The organism is Pseudothermotoga lettingae TMO, assembly GCF_000017865.1.
In the GTDB taxonomy this organism is placed as follows: Bacteria; Thermotogota; Thermotogae; order Thermotogales; family DSM-5069; genus Pseudothermotoga_B; species Pseudothermotoga_B elfii.
In genome coordinates this window covers 1,065,588-1,084,344 of record NC_009828.1, presented here as the reverse complement: position 1 = coordinate 1,084,344, position 18,757 = coordinate 1,065,588, and the positions used below count along the sequence as shown (strand labels likewise).

At 39.3% G+C, this 18,757-nt stretch carries 15 protein-coding genes; 4 read left to right on the top strand and 11 right to left on the bottom strand.

What is annotated here, in order from left to right; translation table 11 throughout:
- The first annotated feature begins 2 nt into the window (after nt 1-2).
- Nucleotides 3-2,069, top strand: a complete 2,067-nt coding sequence (locus TLET_RS05370) for a cell division protein FtsA (RefSeq protein ID WP_012003095.1) — start codon at nt 3-5, stop codon at nt 2,067-2,069.
- Here the strand turns inward: TLET_RS05370 and TLET_RS05365 are convergent.
- From TLET_RS05365 to TLET_RS05340, 6 genes are read right to left on the bottom strand one after another with little or no spacing between them, the layout of a single operon-like run.
- On the bottom strand, nt 2,041-2,598 hold the full coding sequence (locus TLET_RS05365; RefSeq protein ID WP_012003094.1) for a hypothetical protein: 558 nt from the start codon (nt 2,596-2,598) through the stop codon (nt 2,041-2,043). The genes TLET_RS05370 and TLET_RS05365 overlap by 29 nt on opposite strands.
- Nucleotides 2,599-2,607: 9 nt before the next feature.
- A complete protein-coding gene (locus TLET_RS05360; protein ID WP_012003093.1) occupies nt 2,608-3,561 on the bottom strand; it encodes an ABC transporter permease in 954 nt (317 codons plus the stop codon).
- A complete protein-coding gene (locus TLET_RS05355; protein ID WP_012003092.1) occupies nt 3,558-4,598 on the bottom strand; it encodes an ABC transporter permease in 1,041 nt (346 codons plus the stop codon). The genes TLET_RS05360 and TLET_RS05355 overlap by 4 nt, the downstream gene beginning before the upstream one ends.
- Nucleotides 4,599-4,603: 5 nt before the next feature.
- On the bottom strand, nt 4,604-6,127 hold the full coding sequence (locus tag TLET_RS05350; RefSeq protein ID WP_012003091.1) for an ABC transporter ATP-binding protein: 1,524 nt from the start codon (nt 6,125-6,127) through the stop codon (nt 4,604-4,606).
- A gap of 49 nt (nt 6,128-6,176) precedes the next feature.
- Nucleotides 6,177-7,259 carry a BMP family lipoprotein gene (locus TLET_RS05345; RefSeq protein ID WP_012003090.1) on the bottom strand — a complete coding sequence of 361 codons (1,083 nt, stop codon included), beginning with the start codon at nt 7,257-7,259 and terminating at the stop codon, nt 6,177-6,179.
- Nucleotides 7,256-9,124: a hypothetical protein gene (locus tag TLET_RS05340; RefSeq protein WP_012003089.1), complete on the bottom strand. Its 1,869-nt coding sequence runs from the start codon at nt 9,122-9,124 to the stop codon at nt 7,256-7,258. The genes TLET_RS05345 and TLET_RS05340 overlap by 4 nt, the downstream gene beginning before the upstream one ends.
- A gap of 381 nt (nt 9,125-9,505) precedes the next feature.
- Between TLET_RS05340 and TLET_RS05335 the strand changes: the two genes are divergently transcribed.
- Together TLET_RS05335 and TLET_RS05330 are read left to right on the top strand one after the other, a co-directional pair.
- Complete coding sequence (locus TLET_RS05335; RefSeq protein ID WP_012003088.1) at nt 9,506-10,288, top strand: ABC transporter ATP-binding protein; 783 nt, start codon at nt 9,506-9,508, stop codon at nt 10,286-10,288.
- Complete coding sequence (locus TLET_RS05330; RefSeq protein ID WP_012003087.1) at nt 10,288-11,109, top strand: ABC transporter permease; 822 nt, start codon at nt 10,288-10,290, stop codon at nt 11,107-11,109. Before TLET_RS05335 ends, TLET_RS05330 begins: the two co-directional genes overlap by 1 nt.
- 13 nt (nt 11,110-11,122) lie before the next feature.
- On the opposite strand, the gene TLET_RS05325 is transcribed toward TLET_RS05330, so the two are convergent.
- The 5 genes from TLET_RS05325 to TLET_RS05310 are packed head-to-tail and all read right to left on the bottom strand — an operon-like array spanning nt 11,123 to nt 15,315.
- A complete protein-coding gene (locus tag TLET_RS05325; protein WP_012003086.1) occupies nt 11,123-11,965 on the bottom strand; it encodes a carbohydrate ABC transporter permease in 843 nt (280 codons plus the stop codon).
- A complete protein-coding gene (locus TLET_RS11025) occupies nt 11,962-12,411 on the bottom strand; it encodes a carbohydrate ABC transporter permease (protein ID WP_228368992.1) in 450 nt (149 codons plus the stop codon). The genes TLET_RS05325 and TLET_RS11025 overlap by 4 nt, the downstream gene beginning before the upstream one ends.
- A complete protein-coding gene (locus TLET_RS11020) occupies nt 12,389-12,850 on the bottom strand; it encodes a carbohydrate ABC transporter permease (protein ID WP_228368991.1) in 462 nt (153 codons plus the stop codon). Before TLET_RS11020 ends, TLET_RS11025 begins: the two co-directional genes overlap by 23 nt.
- 47 nt (nt 12,851-12,897) lie before the next feature.
- Nucleotides 12,898-14,124 (bottom strand): ABC transporter substrate-binding protein, encoded by a 1,227-nt coding sequence (locus TLET_RS05315; RefSeq protein ID WP_012003085.1) that lies wholly within the window; start codon nt 14,122-14,124, stop codon nt 12,898-12,900.
- A gap of 24 nt (nt 14,125-14,148) precedes the next feature.
- Nucleotides 14,149-15,315, bottom strand: coding sequence for an ROK family transcriptional regulator (locus TLET_RS05310; RefSeq protein WP_012003084.1), 1,167 nt, complete (start codon nt 15,313-15,315; stop codon nt 14,149-14,151).
- A 563-nt stretch (nt 15,316-15,878) separates the two neighbouring features.
- Here TLET_RS05310 and TLET_RS05305 point away from each other — a divergent pair.
- The gene (locus tag TLET_RS05305; RefSeq protein WP_012003083.1) at nt 15,879-18,611 is read left to right on the top strand and encodes a glycoside hydrolase family 3 C-terminal domain-containing protein; all 2,733 of its coding nucleotides are present in this window, start codon (nt 15,879-15,881) and stop codon (nt 18,609-18,611) included.
- The last annotated feature ends 146 nt before the right edge of the window (nt 18,612-18,757 follow it).

The following is an 18,757-nucleotide window of genomic DNA, read 5'->3' as shown; positions in this document are numbered from 1 at the left end:
GGTTGATATTTGCCCTGGATGTTGGAACCAGGAAAGTAGCCGGGCTAATAGGATATTTTCAAGACGATATTTTGAATGTTGTTGATTTTGATGTGGTAGAACATTCGACCCGAAGCATGCTTGATGGTCAAATACATGACATAAAAAATGTTGCAAAAACTATAGAAATTGTCAGAGATCGTTTAGAGAGAAGGAATGAAATTGAACTCAAAGAAGTCGCGGTTGCAGTTGCGGGAAGATTTTTAAAAACAGTAGTTGTTGAAAATGAAATAGAAATTCCAAACAAAACAATAGACGAAGAAATTATCAGACAACTTGAATCTGGTGCAGTAGCAAAAGCTCCAGTAAGCGACGAAACCGGAACAGAACTCCATTGCGTAGGATATTCTGTAATGGAATATCGTCTTGATGATTTTTGGATAAAAAACCCGGCTGGGCATAAAGGAAGGAAGCTTTATGTTCGGGCAGTTGTAGCACTTCTACCTGTTCAGGTTGTAGATGCCATGATATCAGCTTTACACAAGGCAGGATTGAAACCTTCATTTTTGACCTTAGAACCCATGGCAGCATTGCAGATATCTGTCCCGGAAGATATCAGACTCCTCAACATAGCCCTGATAGACGTTGGTGCTGGAACAAGTGATATAGCTATTTCTAAAGCGGGCACAATTGTTGGATACGATATGGTGCCCATGGCAGGAGATGAGATAACGGAAGCCATCGCTCAACATTATTTGCTTGACTTCCTTACAACAGAACAGGTTAAACGTAGAATTGATAAGCAGGAAACAATAGAAGCCGTTGATGTAACAGGTAGAAAAATTTCTATCGATAGGTCATCAATTCTCGACGTTGTAAACCCTGTGGTTGAAACGATTTCAAAAAGTATCGCAGAGCGAATTGAAAAATTAAATCTCGGAAAACCAAGCGTGGTATTTCTCGTGGGTGGGGGAGCAAAACTCAGCGTTTTTCGCAAAAAACTATCAGAAGCGTTGAATTTACCTGAGGAGTACATTACATTAAAAACTGTTGAGAATTTAAATTGCGTCAAAAGCACAAAAGATAACTTTATCGGGAGTGAGTACGTAACCTTAGCGGGTATCGCCTACAGCAGTGTCAGCGCTTCAGGAAGTATATATGATGTTGTCAAAATAAACGGTGAGAAAGTCAGACTGCTAAAGCTGGGGCAAACTCAGACAATTTTACAGATATTAACACAGAAAGGATTCAAGCTTTCTGAATTGCTGGGCAAACCTTTACCAGCTCTGGTGTTCGAACTGAATGGCGAAACCAGAGTGATTCCGGGAAAAATTATCGGAGGCAAAAAAATTATCCTGAACGGTTCAGAAGCGGCATTTCACCAGACAGTTAGAAATGGGGATGAAATAGAAATACTTGCTAAACCTGAAGAAGAGGTATATACGCCAAAAATTCTGGACTTTGTCAAGGAAATCAACATAGAAATAAACGGGAAAGATTTTATGAAAATTTATCCCCAAGTCCTCGTCAATGGAAAATTAATGGAAGATCTAAATTATCAAATTCTCGACGGTGACAAAATCGTTGTAAAAGATATAAATATTGATGAAATAAGAAAAATCGTGGAAGAAAAAATAGGCTATGTGAGTTACACTTTAAACAATGAGACGAGATCTGTTAAGAAAATGGTTCTGAATCTCGTTAATTTTGTAGAAAACGATAAAGAGCAACGATATATTTTCGAAGGCCGCAAAGTAAAGATTGACGATATTCTTCATAAGCAAGATAAGATTTTCGAGATAATTTTCAACGGCAAAACAATTAAGTTGAAACCAAAAAACGATGCTGTAAAAGTGAACGGTGAATATACAAGCCGCGATAAAGAATTACAAGACGGCATGCAAATAGAACAGATATACTGGCAACCAATAGTGGCAGATGCTCTGGCTGAAATTCAGCTGAATATTGATGAATTCAAAGATTATAAGATTTTTCTCAATGGAAAGCCAGCATCATTCGTAGACGAATTAAAAGACGGTGATGAAATCAAATTTGAAATTATTAAAAAGGTTCAATCAAACCAACCATGATGCGAATTCTCCCCATGAGGAAGTCACACCCAATAAACAATTGATCTATGAATCCTTTTTCCGGAGGGTTGACGAAAAATTTAACGGATGCATATAGAGAATGAACAAAATCAAATTCATCAATCACAGGATAGAGAAATCCAAAGTCAAAAAGTAAATTTTCCAGACGATATGATCCATAAAAACCTGCCGAAAAGCCAGATTTTATTGTTGTATCTGTGGAAGATTGATCAATCGGATAATTTCCATACTTCAGAGCCACAGATGGTCCTAACTGAAAACCATCTATCCTGTAAAGCGGTATTTTAGCGAGAAATTCGAAATTGTAAAGATTAACAGAAGAACCTTCTATTGTTTTACCTATGTCGAAATTCAGCCCAGCTTCAACTGAATACGAATTATCTACAAGTCCTGTTGATAAATTCCATCCACTCAAATCCCCAAATACCATTCCTCCACCAATTATCCAGGAGGTTGCAAAGAGAAAAGATGGTATAGAAATCATCAAAATTACCAAAATTGTCCTCACAAAAACACCTCACTTTTCATAAGGTACCCCATCTGCTGCTGGAGAACGTGTTCTACCTATAAATCCAGCAATAACTATCAGTGTCACAATGAAAGGAAACATATTAAACAATGGTTTAGTTGAGGAAGCAACATGAAGTAACGGGCTACTTTGAAGCTGATTGGCAAATGCTTCAGAAAAACCAAACAACAAACTTGCCCACATTGCTCCAATAGGATTCCAGTTGCCAAGAATCATAGCGGCAAGTGCTATGAATCCTCTTCCGCCGGTCATTAATTCTCTGAAATTACCTACTTCTCCCACACTTAAAAATGCCCCACCAAGGGCTGCCATAACACCGCTCATAAGCACACCAAAGTACCTTATCAGATAAACATTTACTCCAAGCGTATCAGCCGCTTCGGGATTTTCTCCAACTGCCCTCATTCTCAATCCTAATTTAGTTTTATATATCAAAAACCATGCCAGGGCAACGCAACCAAAAGCCATATATATCATGGGACTGAGCTCTCCGATCGATCGGGCCAGAAAATCATTTTTCATAAACAACGGTATGCGAAGTTCCTGGATTTTACCAACTATATCTGTTTGGCCTGGCCTACCGAAAATTGGTTCCATAAGAAAACCAGTTACGCCTTGAGCCAGAAGTATTAAAGCCGTACCGGAAACGATTTGATTGCCTCTCCATTTAATGCTTGCCCAGGCATGTAGCCAGGCCATACCCAATCCAACAATCACCGCAAATAACACTCCTAGCCAAGCATTACCCGTAAGATAAGTAAAAACCACAGATACAAATGCTCCCATAAGCATAATGCCCTCTAAAGCTATATTAACAACACCTGTTATTTCGCTGAAAACCCCACCAAGCGATGCAAAAATAAATGGCGTTGCAGCTGTCAAAGTAAGTTTATAAAATGCTGGATTAGCAAATATATCAACGAGTGCTTGAAAGATCCTCACTGTGACATCACCTTCTTTTTTCTAATAAGAATCGTTCTGACAATTCTATCAGCAGCTACAAGAAATATAACTATGGCCTGCACAATGAGAATGATGTGCTTGGGTACCCCGACAAACTGCATCTCATTTGATCCTGTTCTTAACGATCCCATAAGAAGTGCTGCAAAGACGATACCAATAGGATTATTTTGCCCAATAAGTGCGATCGAGATACCATCAAATCCCTTCCCACCAGACAGGGTACCAAGAAATCTGTGATGAACCCCCATAACTTCAAGTGTTCCAGCCAAACCAGATAGAGCTCCACTAATTGCCATGGCAAGCACGATATTCCGTGATATGCTTATTCCTCCATACTCGGCAGCATAGATATTGAAACCGGTAGCTTTCAATTCATATCCTTTTGTTGTCTTCTCAAGTACTATATACATAACTATTGCTGCCAAGACAGCCACAATTATTCCAGAAGTCAATTCTGTAGCCTGAACAGTCATAATTGGAGGTAATTTGGCTGAGTTGGCTATTTCCGGGCTTTTGGGTGTTCCCAGTCCAACACCCATCGGTACAGTGACAACATAAGTTGACAAATATTCAGCTATCCAATTTAGCATGATTGTCGTCACAACCTCATGAGCGCCTGTCTTTGCTTTCAAAATGCCAGCTATTGCAGCATATCCTGCTCCTGCAAGCATACCAACTATCATTGTCAATGGAATTGCAAAGACTGCCGGCATCCAGCTTATATTTATTGCAAATGCTGTTGCTATCATCGCTCCTACAATCATTTGACCTTCCGCTCCTATGTTGAACAAGCCTGCCCTGAATCCAAATCCAACTGCCAACCCAGTCAAAATTAACGGAGTAGTTTTAACAATTGTTGAAGCTATTGCCAGTTTTGATCCAAATGCTCCTTTGAAAAGGGCAGCATATGCAGTTATCGGATTTTGACCTATTAACATTATGATGACAGATGATATCAATAGCGCTATTAACACTGAAACCGCTGGTACGATGAAAGCCCAAACTTTACTGTTCAATTTTCTTACCTCCTGATTTCTTCAAATTTGTGTCCTGCCATCATCAATCCAATTTCTTCAATAGTTACTTCTTCGGGACGCACTTCACCCATTATCTGACCAGCGTACATGACCGCTATTCTATCACTGAGGGACATAATTTCATCGAGTTCCATCGAAATAAGCAATATTGCGACTCCTGTATCTCTCAACTCTACAAGCGCTTTGTGGATAAATTCTATCGCACCCACATCCAGTCCGCGTGTTGGTTGTGAAACTACTATAATTTTAGGCTTAGCGCTCATTTCTCTGGCTACTACCAATTTTTGTTGATTCCCACCAGAAAAGTTCATACCGGCCATTTTTATATTGTTTGGTCTGATATCGAATTGCGAGAAAACTCTTCTTGAAAAACTCTGTATTTCTTTAAGGTTCAGAAAATCACTTTTTGCAAAAGGAGGCTTGTAATGTCTGCCAAGTATCATATTGTAATAGGCAGGATATTGAAGTACCAATCCATACCTGTGCCTGTCCTCTGGAATATGAGCCATGCCACTTTCTCTGAGGTCCTTTACTGTTTTTCCTGTAACATCTTCGCCAAGAAGAAAAATTCTCCCTCTTTCTGGTTTTCTCAAACCAGTTAGTGCTTCTACAAGCTCTGTCTGGCCATTCCCCGCCACGCCTGCTATCCCATAAATTTCTCCGCCTCTAACTTCGAAACTAATGCCCTTGACAGCATCAAGTTTTCTGTAATCCTTTACCCAGAGATTTTCGACCCTAAGCACGACATCTGATGGTTTCGCTGGCGGCTTTTGAACAGTGAAAACTATATCCCTACCAACCATCAAACGGGCTATTTCCCTTGCATTTGTTTCGTTTTTGTTTAGAACTCCTGTTACCCGCCCTTGCCTCATTACAGTTATTCTATCGCTTATTTCCATTACTTCATTCAATTTATGTGAAATAAAAACAATGGTTTTCCCATTTTCTCGAAGCCTTCTCAATATATTAAAAAGTTCCTCAGTTTCTTGGGGAGTAAGAACAGCTGTGGGTTCATCAAGTATCAGGATTTCTGCTCCACGGTAAAGTGTCTTGATTATTTCTACCCTCTGTTGCATTCCTACAGGAAGATCTTCTATCTTTGCAGTTGGGTCAACTATCAAACCATAAGAACGTGATAGTTGATCAACTTCCTTTTGCGCTCTCTTTAAGTCGAACAGTATACCACGTGTGGTTTCAGAACCAAGCACCACATTTTCAGCAACTGTTAAATTGTTGACAAGCATAAAATGTTGATGAACCATTCCTATTCCTATTGCTATTGCATCTCGAGGTCCTTTAAAAGAAACTGTTTTCCCGAAGATTTTTATCTGTCCGGAATCTGGCCTCAGTAAACCATACAGCTGGTTCATCAGGGTTGTTTTTCCTGCACCATTCTCCCCGACAATTGCATGAATCTCACCCTTCATTACAGTGAGATTCACATGATCATTGGCAAGAACACCAGGAAATTGCTTGACAATCTCTATCATTTCAACAGCTTTTTCCACAATCTAACCTCCAAAAGCTCAAAGGGGGCAATCTTGCCCCCTTTAAGTATCAAAATGGAAATGTTATCTCAGGAACCTGAAAAGCTTTCAAAGCATCCTCCGTATCTGGAATGATTATCTTTCCATCTTTGATAAGCTTTGTTAGATATTCAAGTTCAGCGATCACAGAATTTGCAACCATACCTTTGGTGTATTTCATCGGGCTAACACCAGCACCATTTTCTTTAACACCAAGAACTTTTAAACCTCCCTCAAAAGTTCCTTCCCAGGCAGCTTTGACACCATAATAAGCGGCAGAGGATATTCCTTTTGTGGCGCTGCATAGAACGACGCCTGGTGCCATGTAATCCTGGTCAACATCCACACCTATTGCAAAATATCCTTTTTTATTCTTTGCATAGTAATCAATTATATCTACAAGTTTGTCAGATCCTACAAGTGCTGTCATTTTCTCTTTCGCTGCTTCTATGCCACCATTGCCGCAGGCACCAGCTGCAAGAAAAACTATGTCGGCTCCCTGAGCATACTGTGCAAGTGTGAGATCCTTTCCTTTTTTAGGATCTTCAAAATCATTCGTGTAACCTTTCAGAACATCCACTTTTTTCTTATGAAGTGTTGAATAAGTTTTTGCTCCAGCTTCGAATCCATATCTAAACCTTTCAACTGGCGGTATTGGGATACCTCCAACAAAGCCAATCTTGCCGGTTGATGTCATGGCCGCAGCAATGTAACCAGCATAAAACCCCGCTTGCTCTTCTTTGAAGATGTAACAAACAACATTTGGTAAATCCTGTCCCTCGGGTGGAGTAATATCAATTCCGACGAAATACGTCTCCGGGAATTGCTTTGCAACCTTGAAAAGTGCATCAGTCATCATAAACCCAACCGCGAAGACAACATCACCTTGCTGAGCCGCTTTAGTAAGGTTTGGAATATAATCTGCCTGTTCGTACGACTGAATAACCTGAGCCTCTGCTCCTATCTCTTTCGCTGCTATTAAAGCACCTTCCCATGTTCCATCGTTAAAAGATTTGTCGCCGAGGCCACCTACGTCCGTAACCATGATAACCTTGAATGCCATTGCGAAGACTACAAGCCCCATCAACAACGATAACACCAGTAGTTTTTTCATAAAACATCCGCCCCCTTTCTGAAAAGTTTGAACAGGTTAACACCAAAAATAAGAACTGCGATAAAAAATATACCAGGATTAAACCAGCCTGATTCCTTCAACACAAGTGTTGGTAGACCCTGTTCGACAAACACCTCCATGCTTCTGGCAGAAAACCATTTTACTATTGAAAAAATAGCCAGAATAAGTGATGGAAAGAAACTGACTTTCGCTCCAGATATCTTAGTCATAAAAAATACAAACATCGCAGCCAGAGCAATCGAAAGAGCTGTTTTTTCTCTGCTCAAAGGTATACTTGGTTTCTTGACTTCGGTGCTAATGTAATCATGTAAAGAAAGCTTTGGTGCTATATTTGAGAGTATTGGATATTTCATCGAAAAGAGTTGTTCTATATAATCGGCAAAATCTTTTCTCAAATAATCGGCAGAATAAGTCATAATCCTTTTCACGTGCGTCGAGAAATCTCTGTACGCAGACTCGAATTCAGATTTTCGACTTTTCTCGTCTGCAACATAAGTTCCAAGATCTTGTGCCAAACCAGAAAACAGCTTCGTTCTTTGCATGAAATTATCAGAATTGTAGAAGGCAATTTTATTAGAAAATAATAGATAAAGGCTTTCATTCACAGATATCTCATCTATAGCTTCGAGGTTTCTGGCTTTCTGCAAAACATCAGCTACATCGTTGAGAACAGTCTTGGTTTCATCCATGCTGACATACAAAACAGACGACAGATCACGAACAAAATACGAGATTTTGGATAATTCGTCTTGAAAAAGATCTTTCTTTAACAAACTGTAATAAACGGAATTTCTAAGATCATAGTTTTCCATGGAAAGCTCCTTACTTTCCGGTACAAATGGGATAAAGATAAAAAGAATTATTGCAGTAGCAATGGACAGGTCTAAAAATCTTTTCTTTCTGAACGCAGTTCTCAGCGACAAAATAAAAGCCAGTACGAAGCCAAAAACCGCCAGAATACCATAAATGAGTGAATCAGAGGAGGAAAGAAAATCAAAAAACAACAACAGGTAGATCGTTTCTACTGAGGCAATAAATGAAAGAGCTGCAGTAAAAAGCTTTCTATATCTCAAGGCCACTACGATAAATACAATATAAACAATATATCGAATCCACCAGAGATTTACATTTTTTGGCGTCGTCAAAACCGCATTTTGTGCAACTTCAGCTTGAAAAGTAGTTACTGGTTTGGATATGTCTCTTGCAAGGAAAGCAGCTTCTCTATTTATATAAGCTGACAGGCGACTCGGATCTTTCGAGAAGTTATCCAATATTCTTTTGACAGCATCTTCAACAGATTGCACAACAGATGGATCCGAATAGTAAAAACGACTCAGATCTTTTATGTGCGGTAAATCTTCGGGTGGTTGAAATGAATAGGTTACACTATCTATAGATGTTATCCTGGCAGTCTCCACAGGAGGAGCTGTGTCTGTTAAACCCAATTTGTAACATATTATCCATGTGAAAAATGTTCTTGCCTCCTTGCTAAGGATATCTCTGTAAGAGCTAAAAAATTTAATAAAAGCGTTGTTCTTCATTATAACATCCACGCTCAAATTACTCTTTTCCATTTGTGAAACAAGATATGAAAGAAAAAGCGCATAAGCAAGCTTTTGATCTTCATCGTCTGCCTGAACATGATCATACATCACGCCCAGATAATCCCCAACATCCGGAGTCGCTTCACGTTTATCAATACTTCCAGCAATCAACAGTCTGCAATATCTATAAAGTGACAGGTTTTTGATCTCTCTGTTCACGAACGACAAAAACTCATCCGAATAATTTCCTTCAGCGTAATTATCAACCAGAGTTCTGTAGATCTCCAAAGAACGATCCATATCAATAGCAAAAATCTGTACAGTGACAAGCAAAAATACGAAGACTATTTTTTTTCATCGAAAGCCTCCCTGATTGTTTAAGAAAATTACCATTGAATATAATACACGAAATTATAATCGTCAAGCAAGTGTAAAAAATTGCGTGTTGCCCTGAAAAACAGTACTTGCATTTTTCCTGAAAGTATTGTAGAATAGCACATAGCGATTTTTGGATCTCAGGAAAGGGGGCATGCAAGGTGAGAAAAACAATGTATCGTTTCGAGTTCATAATGTTAAAACACCTTGCAAAAGCCCTGGAAGATTCCTAAAAATAAACTTGTCAAAATACAAGGGGTTGTGCAAGGTGCACAACCCCTTTTTTATTGTAAGAGAGGTGAGCCCATGTTAGCAGTATCTGTCAAAAATGTCAGTAAATTTTTCAAGAGAAAAAAAGGCGAAGTCGTGAAAGCAATCGAAAACATGTCTTTTGACGTGCAAAAAGGAGAGATATTTGGAATACTTGGACCAAATGGGTCAGGAAAATCAACCCTCATAAGAATGATAGCAACGCTTCTTATTCCCGATGAAGGTAGTATAAAAGTTTTCGGGCACGACGTGAATAAGGAACCAGAAAAGGTTAGAAAACTGATTCATCGTGTATCGGTGGAAGCAAGTTTTTTCAAAAAATTGTCCGCATATGAAAACCTCTTCTTTTCGGCAGGAATTTATGGACTTTCCAAAAAATATGCTTTAAAAAAGATACACGAATTGATGGCTTCAATAGGATTCAATCATTCGAGGTTGAAAGATCCTATAGAGGATTTTTCCCGCGGGATGCAACAGAAGGTTTCTATTGCTCGAGCGTTTTTAACCAAACCGAGCTTGCTGCTTCTGGATGAACCAACAACCGGGCTTGATCCAAGAGCCAAACGTGAGGTTCAGGAACTTGTCCACAAGGCAAGCACAGAAGGAAGCACCATACTTCTTTCTACGCATGATATGGATGAGGCGTACAAATTATGTCACAGAATAATGATCATCCATAAGGGAAAACTGGTTGTCATAGGCGAACCAAAAAAGCTCGTGGAAAACCTTAGAAAGAAGTATCCAAACGCGTCACTTGAGACTGTATTCTTCGAATACACCGGAGAAAATTTTGAACAGATAGATCTGGAGGTGGTCTGATGGAGTTCATTGTTCACGAATTGAGAGCTGCTTTAGCTTTTATAGAGCGTAATTTCAACCTGATAAAAAGGTATTGGAAGTGGGAGATAGTTTTTTTTGCTTACACAATAGCTAATACAGTCACGATGGGGTTTATTGGCAAAGGTGCGGTTAGTTTTGGAGCAACGGTTGATGTAAATTATTTAATCATGTATATGCTTATTGGATCAATTCTATGGGGATATCTTTCTGTACTGTTTGAAATAGTCGCTGAAACAGTTGCATGGGAAAGATGGGAAGATACCATAGAATACACTTTCATGGCTCCTGTAAAGCGAATAACACATCTTTTGAGTGTATGTTTTTTCAGCGTTATGTATGGTGTTTTAAGAAGTGGACTAATCTTGGTATTTGTCTCTTTACTGTTCAAACTGAATCTGAGTGAAGCAAATTTTGCCAGCGCCGGTCTTGTTTTAGCAACAGCCTCGATTTCGTTTATAGGACTCGGGGTTGCTGGTGCTGTATTGCCACTGATTTCCCCTGAAAAAGGCGTTCAGGTGGTTCACATTTTTCAAGCACTTCTGCTTATGTTTTCTGGTGTTTATTACGAAATAGATGTTCTACCCGAATGGATGCAAAAAGTTGCTGCTTTATCACCTGCCACTTATGCACTCAGGGGCATGAGAGCCGCCATACTAAATGGTGCAAACAGCAATCAACTGTTTCAGGAGATAAAACCATTGTTGTTTCTCGGTGTTATACTTTTGCCGGCAGGCATAGTTGTCTTCAATTACGTAGAAAAATACGCGAAGAAAAAAGGGTTGCTGAAACGAAGCGGGTAAGATCGCACCCGCTTTATGTTCCAGCTAAACTACCTGCAAGTAAACCGCGCATGAAAAAGCGACCGAGAAAAATGTATACAAGCAATGTCGGCAGCGCAGTTATCAAGGCGCCAGCCATTTGTATATTCCATTCAACGAAATAACTTCCGGCGAGATTATTTAAAGCCACGGTTATTGGTTGCACAGATGGGTTCGGCGTGACAATTAATCCGAAAAGAAAATCATTCCAGATGGATGTAAATTGCCAGATCATGACCACTGCAAATGCTGGCATAGAAACCGGAACAATTATTTTTGCATATATCTTTGCAAAGCCAGCTCCGTCAATTTTTGCTGCCTCTACTATGTCTGATGGAATTGTAGAATAGTAATTTCTGAAAATCAGCGTTGTTATCGGGAGACCGTAAACACAATGAACAAATATCAACCCGGGTATTGATCCATAAAGTTTTGTTTTTTGTAGAAATTGGACAAGAGGTATAAGGATACTCTGATATGGTATAAACATACCAAACAAAATCAGTGCGAAAATTAAATTTGACCCTTTAAATTTCCATTTAGTGAGCACATAACCATTCATCGAACCAAGCAGAGCGGATATTAATGTTGCAGGCACAACCAAGTAAATACTGTTCATAAAATTCACAGAAAGTCCTCTCAATCCGCGCGATGGATCACCTTTCCATGCTCGGGCAAAACTTTGAAAGCTTAGAGATTTCGGAAGGTTCCACATATCTTTCAGGCTAACTTCTTGGAAGCTTTTCATACTTGTGGTAAAAAGAACATAAACAGGCATTAAGTAGAAAAGCGCAAATAGTATCAGAACAGCATATAAGAGAATTCTCGGTAATTTCATCTTCTTACCTCCGTTCTCATACTGTATATTAAATATGGCACAACCAGTACTGCAACTGATAGCAGGAGGATCACAGCAACAGAAGCACCCTGAGAAAAGTAATTTCCTCTAAAAGTAGTATCATACATAAAAAGTGCGGGAACATCGCAAGAAAAACCAATGCCACTACCAGTCATTGCAAAAACCAGATCAAAAATTTTCAAAGAAATATGGCCAAGTATGATAACAGCACCCAGAGTTATAGGTCTTAAAAGAGGTATAACAATATGTCTGTAAAGTTGGAAAGTGTTTGCACCATCAAGTTGTGCAGCCTCGTACAATTCTGACGGTATTCCCCTTATTCCTGCTAAATACATAGCCATAACATAACCCGACATCTGCCAGGTTGCCGCTATAACAACTGCTTTAATTCCTATATTTGGATCAGTATACCATCCACTTTTCAAAAAAGATAATCCTAATCTTCTCAAACAGCAAATTCAATCCTACACTTTCTCCACCGGGTCCAGGATTAAGTATCCACCTCCACACCACGCCTGTTACTACAAAAGAAATAGCCATTGGAAATAAATAAATTGTTCTAAAAACCCCTTCAAATCGCACTTTTCTGTCCAGTAAAATGGCTAACAATAACCCAATAAAAATACTCGAAACAAGAAATAAAACAGTGAAAACCGCTGTGTTTTTAAGCGACGTGACGAATCGAAAATTTTGAAACAATCGGCCGTAGTTCTGCAATCCAACAAAAGTGAAATCAGGGAAAATATCTCTCCAGTTTACAAGAGATACCCATGAAGTCCATCCTATAAAAATGTAAACAAAAATCCCAACAAGAACAAGAGAAGGAAGAACAAAAAGTATGGATATAAGTTTATCTTTTTTCATAGTGAATACCTCCGCTTTAAGAAGCGGGGAGGAGAGCCTCCCCGTTTTTACTGTGCAACACCTTGCGAAATAGCAATATTTATCAGAGCTTTTTGCGTTACCTTTACATCTGGGCGGGCGACAAACAGAGATATAACATCTTTGAATTCAGTTACCCATCCTTCCGAAGCTGCCGCTCCGTGCATAACACTTGGAACAATTTCATGTTTTAGCCAATCATCCATAGCGGATCTCTGATACTCAGGGAATAAACTTTTGTCAACATCTGTTCTTGCCGGTATGGATCCTTTTTTAAGATTGAACGCCACCTGACCCTCTTTTGACCCAAGAACTTTGAGGAAAGCTATCACAGTATCTCTATTTTTTGCACCCTTAGGCAAGCCAAAGCTGTCAGACAGAGCATCAAAAATTCCTGCATTGCCAGGTGCCAGAGTCCAGCCAAAATCTTTGAAGTTCTTTGCATAAAAATATCCAACTGCCCAGTCACCCATTATATTCATTGCAGCTTTTCCTTCGGCAATTAACGCACAGGCTTCGTCCCAGGTTCTGGCAGAATGGTCTGGGTTCACATAGGTTAGCATTTTTGCAAAGGTTTCAAGCGCATCAGTAACTCGCGGATCAGACCATTTCGTCTCTCCTGTCCACAAACCTTTGTAGCCTTCTGCACCGAGTTTACCTATCAAAACTGTCTCAAAAGCATGAGCTGCTTCCCATCCATCTTTTGTTCCAAGTGCAAATGGTATGACTCCGTGAGATTTGAGAACGTCCGCAACCTGGAAGAATTCTTCGAAAGTTGTTGGTGGTTTCAAACCGTATTTGTCGAAAATTGCTTTGTTGTACCACAGTACATTTGCTCTGTGAATATTGACAGGGACTGACCACAACTCGCCGTTGTAAGAAACAATATCAAGAATGCCTTTTGGCATTGCTTTGTCCCAGCCTTCCTGCTTGTAGAGGAAGGTAATAGGTTCCATGAATCCTGTTTTCACCCACGTGTCAATAAGTTCGTGTCCAGCATGTACCTGGAAGGTATCTGGTGGATCTCCTCCAAGCATTCTTGTTTTGAGAACGGCTTTAGCTTGAGCACCAGCACCCCCAGCAACCGTTGCGTTGATGATCTCTACACCCGGATTTGCTTTGCTAAAAATGTTGAACAGCTCCTGCAACCCTTCTGCTTCCCCACCAGCTGTCCACCAGCTGAAAATCTCAATTTTTGCCGCGAAAACTGCAACTGCTAAAAGCATTACTACAAGCAAAGACATCTTACGAAACATACAAACACCTCCCCTTTTAAAAAGTTAAGCATTATTCATATCCTCCAGAATTTTGTTTATCGCTGTAATATTGCAACCTGGAAGAGATGGCGAAACACTCTTGAAAATTGTGTCTCTAAATTTTATGTTCCTTAAAAATCCATAAATATCTATTTGCAGAAGCTCTTTTTCAATAAAAGAACCAAAGGTTTCCCAAAGATTGCTAACTGCTCCCCCAAATACAATTATTTCGGGATTCATGAAATATCCAATATTTCTGATCGTTATAACAAGATTTTTCAGAAAATCATCTATAAGCTGGTGTGTTGTTTTATCTCCAGCGAGCCAAAATCTCACAATTGCATCAAATCTTTCCTTTAAGCTTCCTTCTAAGTTCTCACCGGTTGTTTGCTCAAACATACTTACCAGTTTTGAAATTGAAAGCAGTTCTTCAACTTCAAAAATTGTATTTTTCACCATTAAAATAGAATGACCAATCTCGCCAGCTGCAAAATTACTGCCCTTAACAATATTTGAATTTATCAATAAAGCTCCTCCAACACCTTCACCGAGATAAAAAAAGAAAGCGTTGTTAGAATTCTTAATATCTTTCGCAAAAAATGATTCACCAAGTAGAGATAAATTAGAATCGTTATCAATCAGGATCTCAAAGCCATATCTGGCAAAATGCTCTCGGAAATCTACGTTGTGCCATTTCAGATTTGGGGCGTACAGCAATGTGCAATTTTTGCCATCAACGATGCCCGGGAGCGAAAAAACCATTCTTGTTTTTCCCTTTCTCAGCCTCTCATCAAAAAGTTTTGAATTCATTATTGAATCAATATTATTCAGAAACTCTTCAAAACCATTTGTTGGAAAACTGCTTATTATCTCCCAACTTCCATCCAGAAAACCAAGGGCAACCGTTGTCTGTAAAACCTGAACATCTATTATCAAAGAAGTTGCAAAAGCCTTCGTTGGACCATAAACGGATGCCCTCTTTGTATTGGTTCTCATAAAATACCCTTTTTGTTCAATCAATCCCTCCTGAATCAGTTCTTCAGTTATTCTCCAAATAGCACTATTAGCCAGTCCAGTCATTGCTACCAATTCTATTCGACTGCGAGGTCCACGCTCAATCAAATGCCGTAAAATCAACTGTTTATTAAGTCTTTTCATACTCCTGGGATCGATCTTTTTTGAACTCGACATATAGACACTCCCCTGACATATCTCAGCTGTAAAATATCTTTCTAAAAAAGATTTTCCTGGATATACTAAAGCAGATTTAACATATAAAAGCAACTGGAGTTTACTTCTTTTACAGTCTCATCTTCCACAAAATCTGATTTCAAAGTGCAAAATATGCGAGTGTTCTCCATTTAGCTCCAGATTTCTCCCTGTTTCTTCAATTTTCACAAATTGAACAGGAAAAACCTGATTGATCCGGATTACACACTGAAATCTTGTTACAGATAAATACCGATAACCGGGGAAAGATTAAAAAACGTAGATATTCTTAGAAAATATACAAAAATGTTCGAAAAGAAATTATATTAAGGTAATCCCACGATATATATTTCAAAACAATTTGTTTCCGAGCATATTTATATTTGCTTTTTTATGTAAACTTTAATTTAATCTACGTTAGAAATAAATCTTTTTCAGAAAGATAAATAATCAAAACATTATTTAAGTGCCCTGCGTTGGGGACAACCTTTACAGAAGGAGGTGAAAATTTACTAAATCTCTATTAAATAGCCAGGAGGTGTTGATTGTGGGGAAAAAAAGTCTGGATTTTCTTATTGGTGTTCATAGCTACTGTTTCATTCAGTGCTGAAAAGGTGTCAACGCCAATAGTCTCGGTTGAGAGCGGGACATATGATTTTCCTCAATTTGCTTTTGTGAATGTTGAAACGCCCGGTGCAGTTGTATATTACACAACAGACGGAACTGATCCATTAACTTCCAGTACACGCCGAACTTTAAGGTGGTACATAAACATCAATACTTCTATGACTTTGAAGGTAGCTGCGGTCAAAAATGGAATGGAACCAAGCGATGTTGTTACTTATAATTATTTGATACGAGTTATGGCACCAAAGGTTTCTCCTGGTGCTGGAGAATGGAAACAACTTCCTGAAAAAATAGTCCTTTCAACTACCACGCCAGGAGCAACAATATATTACACCACTGATGGAAGCGAACCAACACGCCATAGCAATAAATATACAGATCCTATAATTCTTGAAAGAGGAAAATTAAATGTGATTAAAGCAATAGCAGTAAAAGATGATGGATCACCGGATAGCTATGTTGCAACATTTGAGTACAGAGAAAACCCCAACTTGATCTTATTGACAGATGTGTTGAAACCAAATGCTAACATTGATTACGTGATTGAGAAAGTCATCTTGGAAATGACGCTTGATGAAAAAGTCCGCATGGTTTGGGGCGCTGCAACTTCTCAACTTGGGGCAGCAGGTAATACTTATGCAATACCAAGACTTGGTATAACAAGCATGGAACTTGCTGATGGACCTGCCGGGCTTCGTTTGGGAATGTTGGGAAGCGGCGGCCATGAAGCAACTGCGTGGCCAAATCCTATGATGCTTGCTTCAACCTGGAATGAAGAAATTGTTGAAAAAATAGGTGCGGCTATTGCCAGTGAGGCAAAATACTACGGCATTGATATTATGCTTGGGCCAGGCATGAACATTCATAGAGACCCACTGGGTGGCCGTGTTTTTGAATATTACTCAGAAGATCCACACGTTACAGGCAAGATAGCCGCCGCATGGATAAAAGGACTACAAGAAAACGGTGTTGGAGCCACAATGAAGCATTACGCCGCCAACAATGCGGAAAACAACAGAATGAATATCAATGAAATAATCTCTGAAAGAGCTCTCAGAGAAATATACCTGCGTGGTTATGAGATAGCTATTGAAGAAGCAGATCCCTGGGCTGCCATGGGCGCATACAACAAGGTCAACGGGACCTGGTGTACAGAGAATGAATACCTCAACAAAATGCTGAAAGATGTTTTCGGATTCAAAGGCCTACTCATGTCAGATTGGGGTGCTTACCACAATCCCGTTGCCTACAAATATGGTTTTGATTTGAACACACCGGGTGGTGAAACACGGCTCCCAGGACCGGATAGTTTGAAAGAAGCCATAAATCAAGGAATAATTTCGCAAAAAGATCTTGATAGAGCTATAGCAGCTATTTTGAAGATTGTAATCAAAACCGATACTTTCAAAAAACAGATATACGATAAATCTGTATTCGCAGCCCGACAGAAACTCGATCCTTCCTTAGCGAACAAGCATGCTGCACTGTCAAAAGAAGCGGCATTGGAAGGCATTGTTCTCCTCAAAAATGACTATACGTTACCTTTGAAAGATGTAAACACAGTTGCTTTAATAGGTCAATTAGCCTACAAATCAGAATTGCCATCAGGGTGGGGAAGTCCTATAAAAGGAATGTACTTTGAAGGAGGAGGCAGCGCGGCTGTTGTTGTAGATTTTGAGGAAGTTGTCACCCTTGTTGAAGCTTTGACATCTGGCGGATTAAATGTTCTTCAAAAAACAGAAAATGGAGATTACCTCGGTGAGAAAATGAGTAAGAAAGATGCTATCTATGCAGCTGAAAATTCCGATGTTGCTCTTATATTGATTGGCAGACCTGGAACAGAAGGAGCAGATAACACACCCGAAAGCATGAAATTAACAGAGGAAGAGTTTGGTATGATTCGAAATGTTTCTGAAGCATATCACGACTTAGGAAAAAAGGTTGTAGTTCTGTTGAATGTTGCTTTGCCAATCGAAGTCGATGACTGGGATGATTATGTGGATGCAATTCTTTATATCGGACTTCCTGGAACCTATGGGGCTACTGCTGTAACAGATATATTAGTTGGAAAGACTAACCCATCAGGAAAACTGGTTGACAGCTGGCCGGTGAAATACGAGTATGCACCAACGTATGGGACTATGCCAAAAACAGATACTGTTGAAATGACCTATAGTGAAGATATATATGTTGGATATCGTTATTATGATTTACATCCAGAAAAAGTCAAGTATCCATTTGGTTATGGGCTTTCCTATACAAAGTTCAGCTACGAATCAATATTATTGAGCAATAAGATATTCAATATTTCAAACAAAAATGAGAAAATAACGGTCACAGTATCAGTAAGAAATATTGGTGAAATGGCTGGTAAGGAAGTAGTTCAACTCTATGTGAGAGCAAATGACAGTTCGATTGCAAGACCTTACAAAGAGCTCAAAGGGTTTGCAAAAACAAAGTTACTAAACCCCGGAGAATCCGAACAGATAACATTTGTAATTGACAGTAGGGACTTAGCTTATTTTGATGAAACTGTTCATGAATGGATTGTAGAACCGGGTATGTACACAATTATTGTCGGCGGAACATCAGACAACAGTGTGCTTGAGAATGAGGGAGTATGTGCACAAATATTGGCGATAAGGGAATAATTTGAGAAAGAACGAGCGGCGGCACAGCCGCCGTTTTTTCAAATACCTGTCTTGTGGAAAATAGTTTTCTCGCTTCTTTACCTGCCTTGTTGATTATCGTTGCTTTTCTCGTACAATTGACAATAACGAAAGAGTATACATTTCAT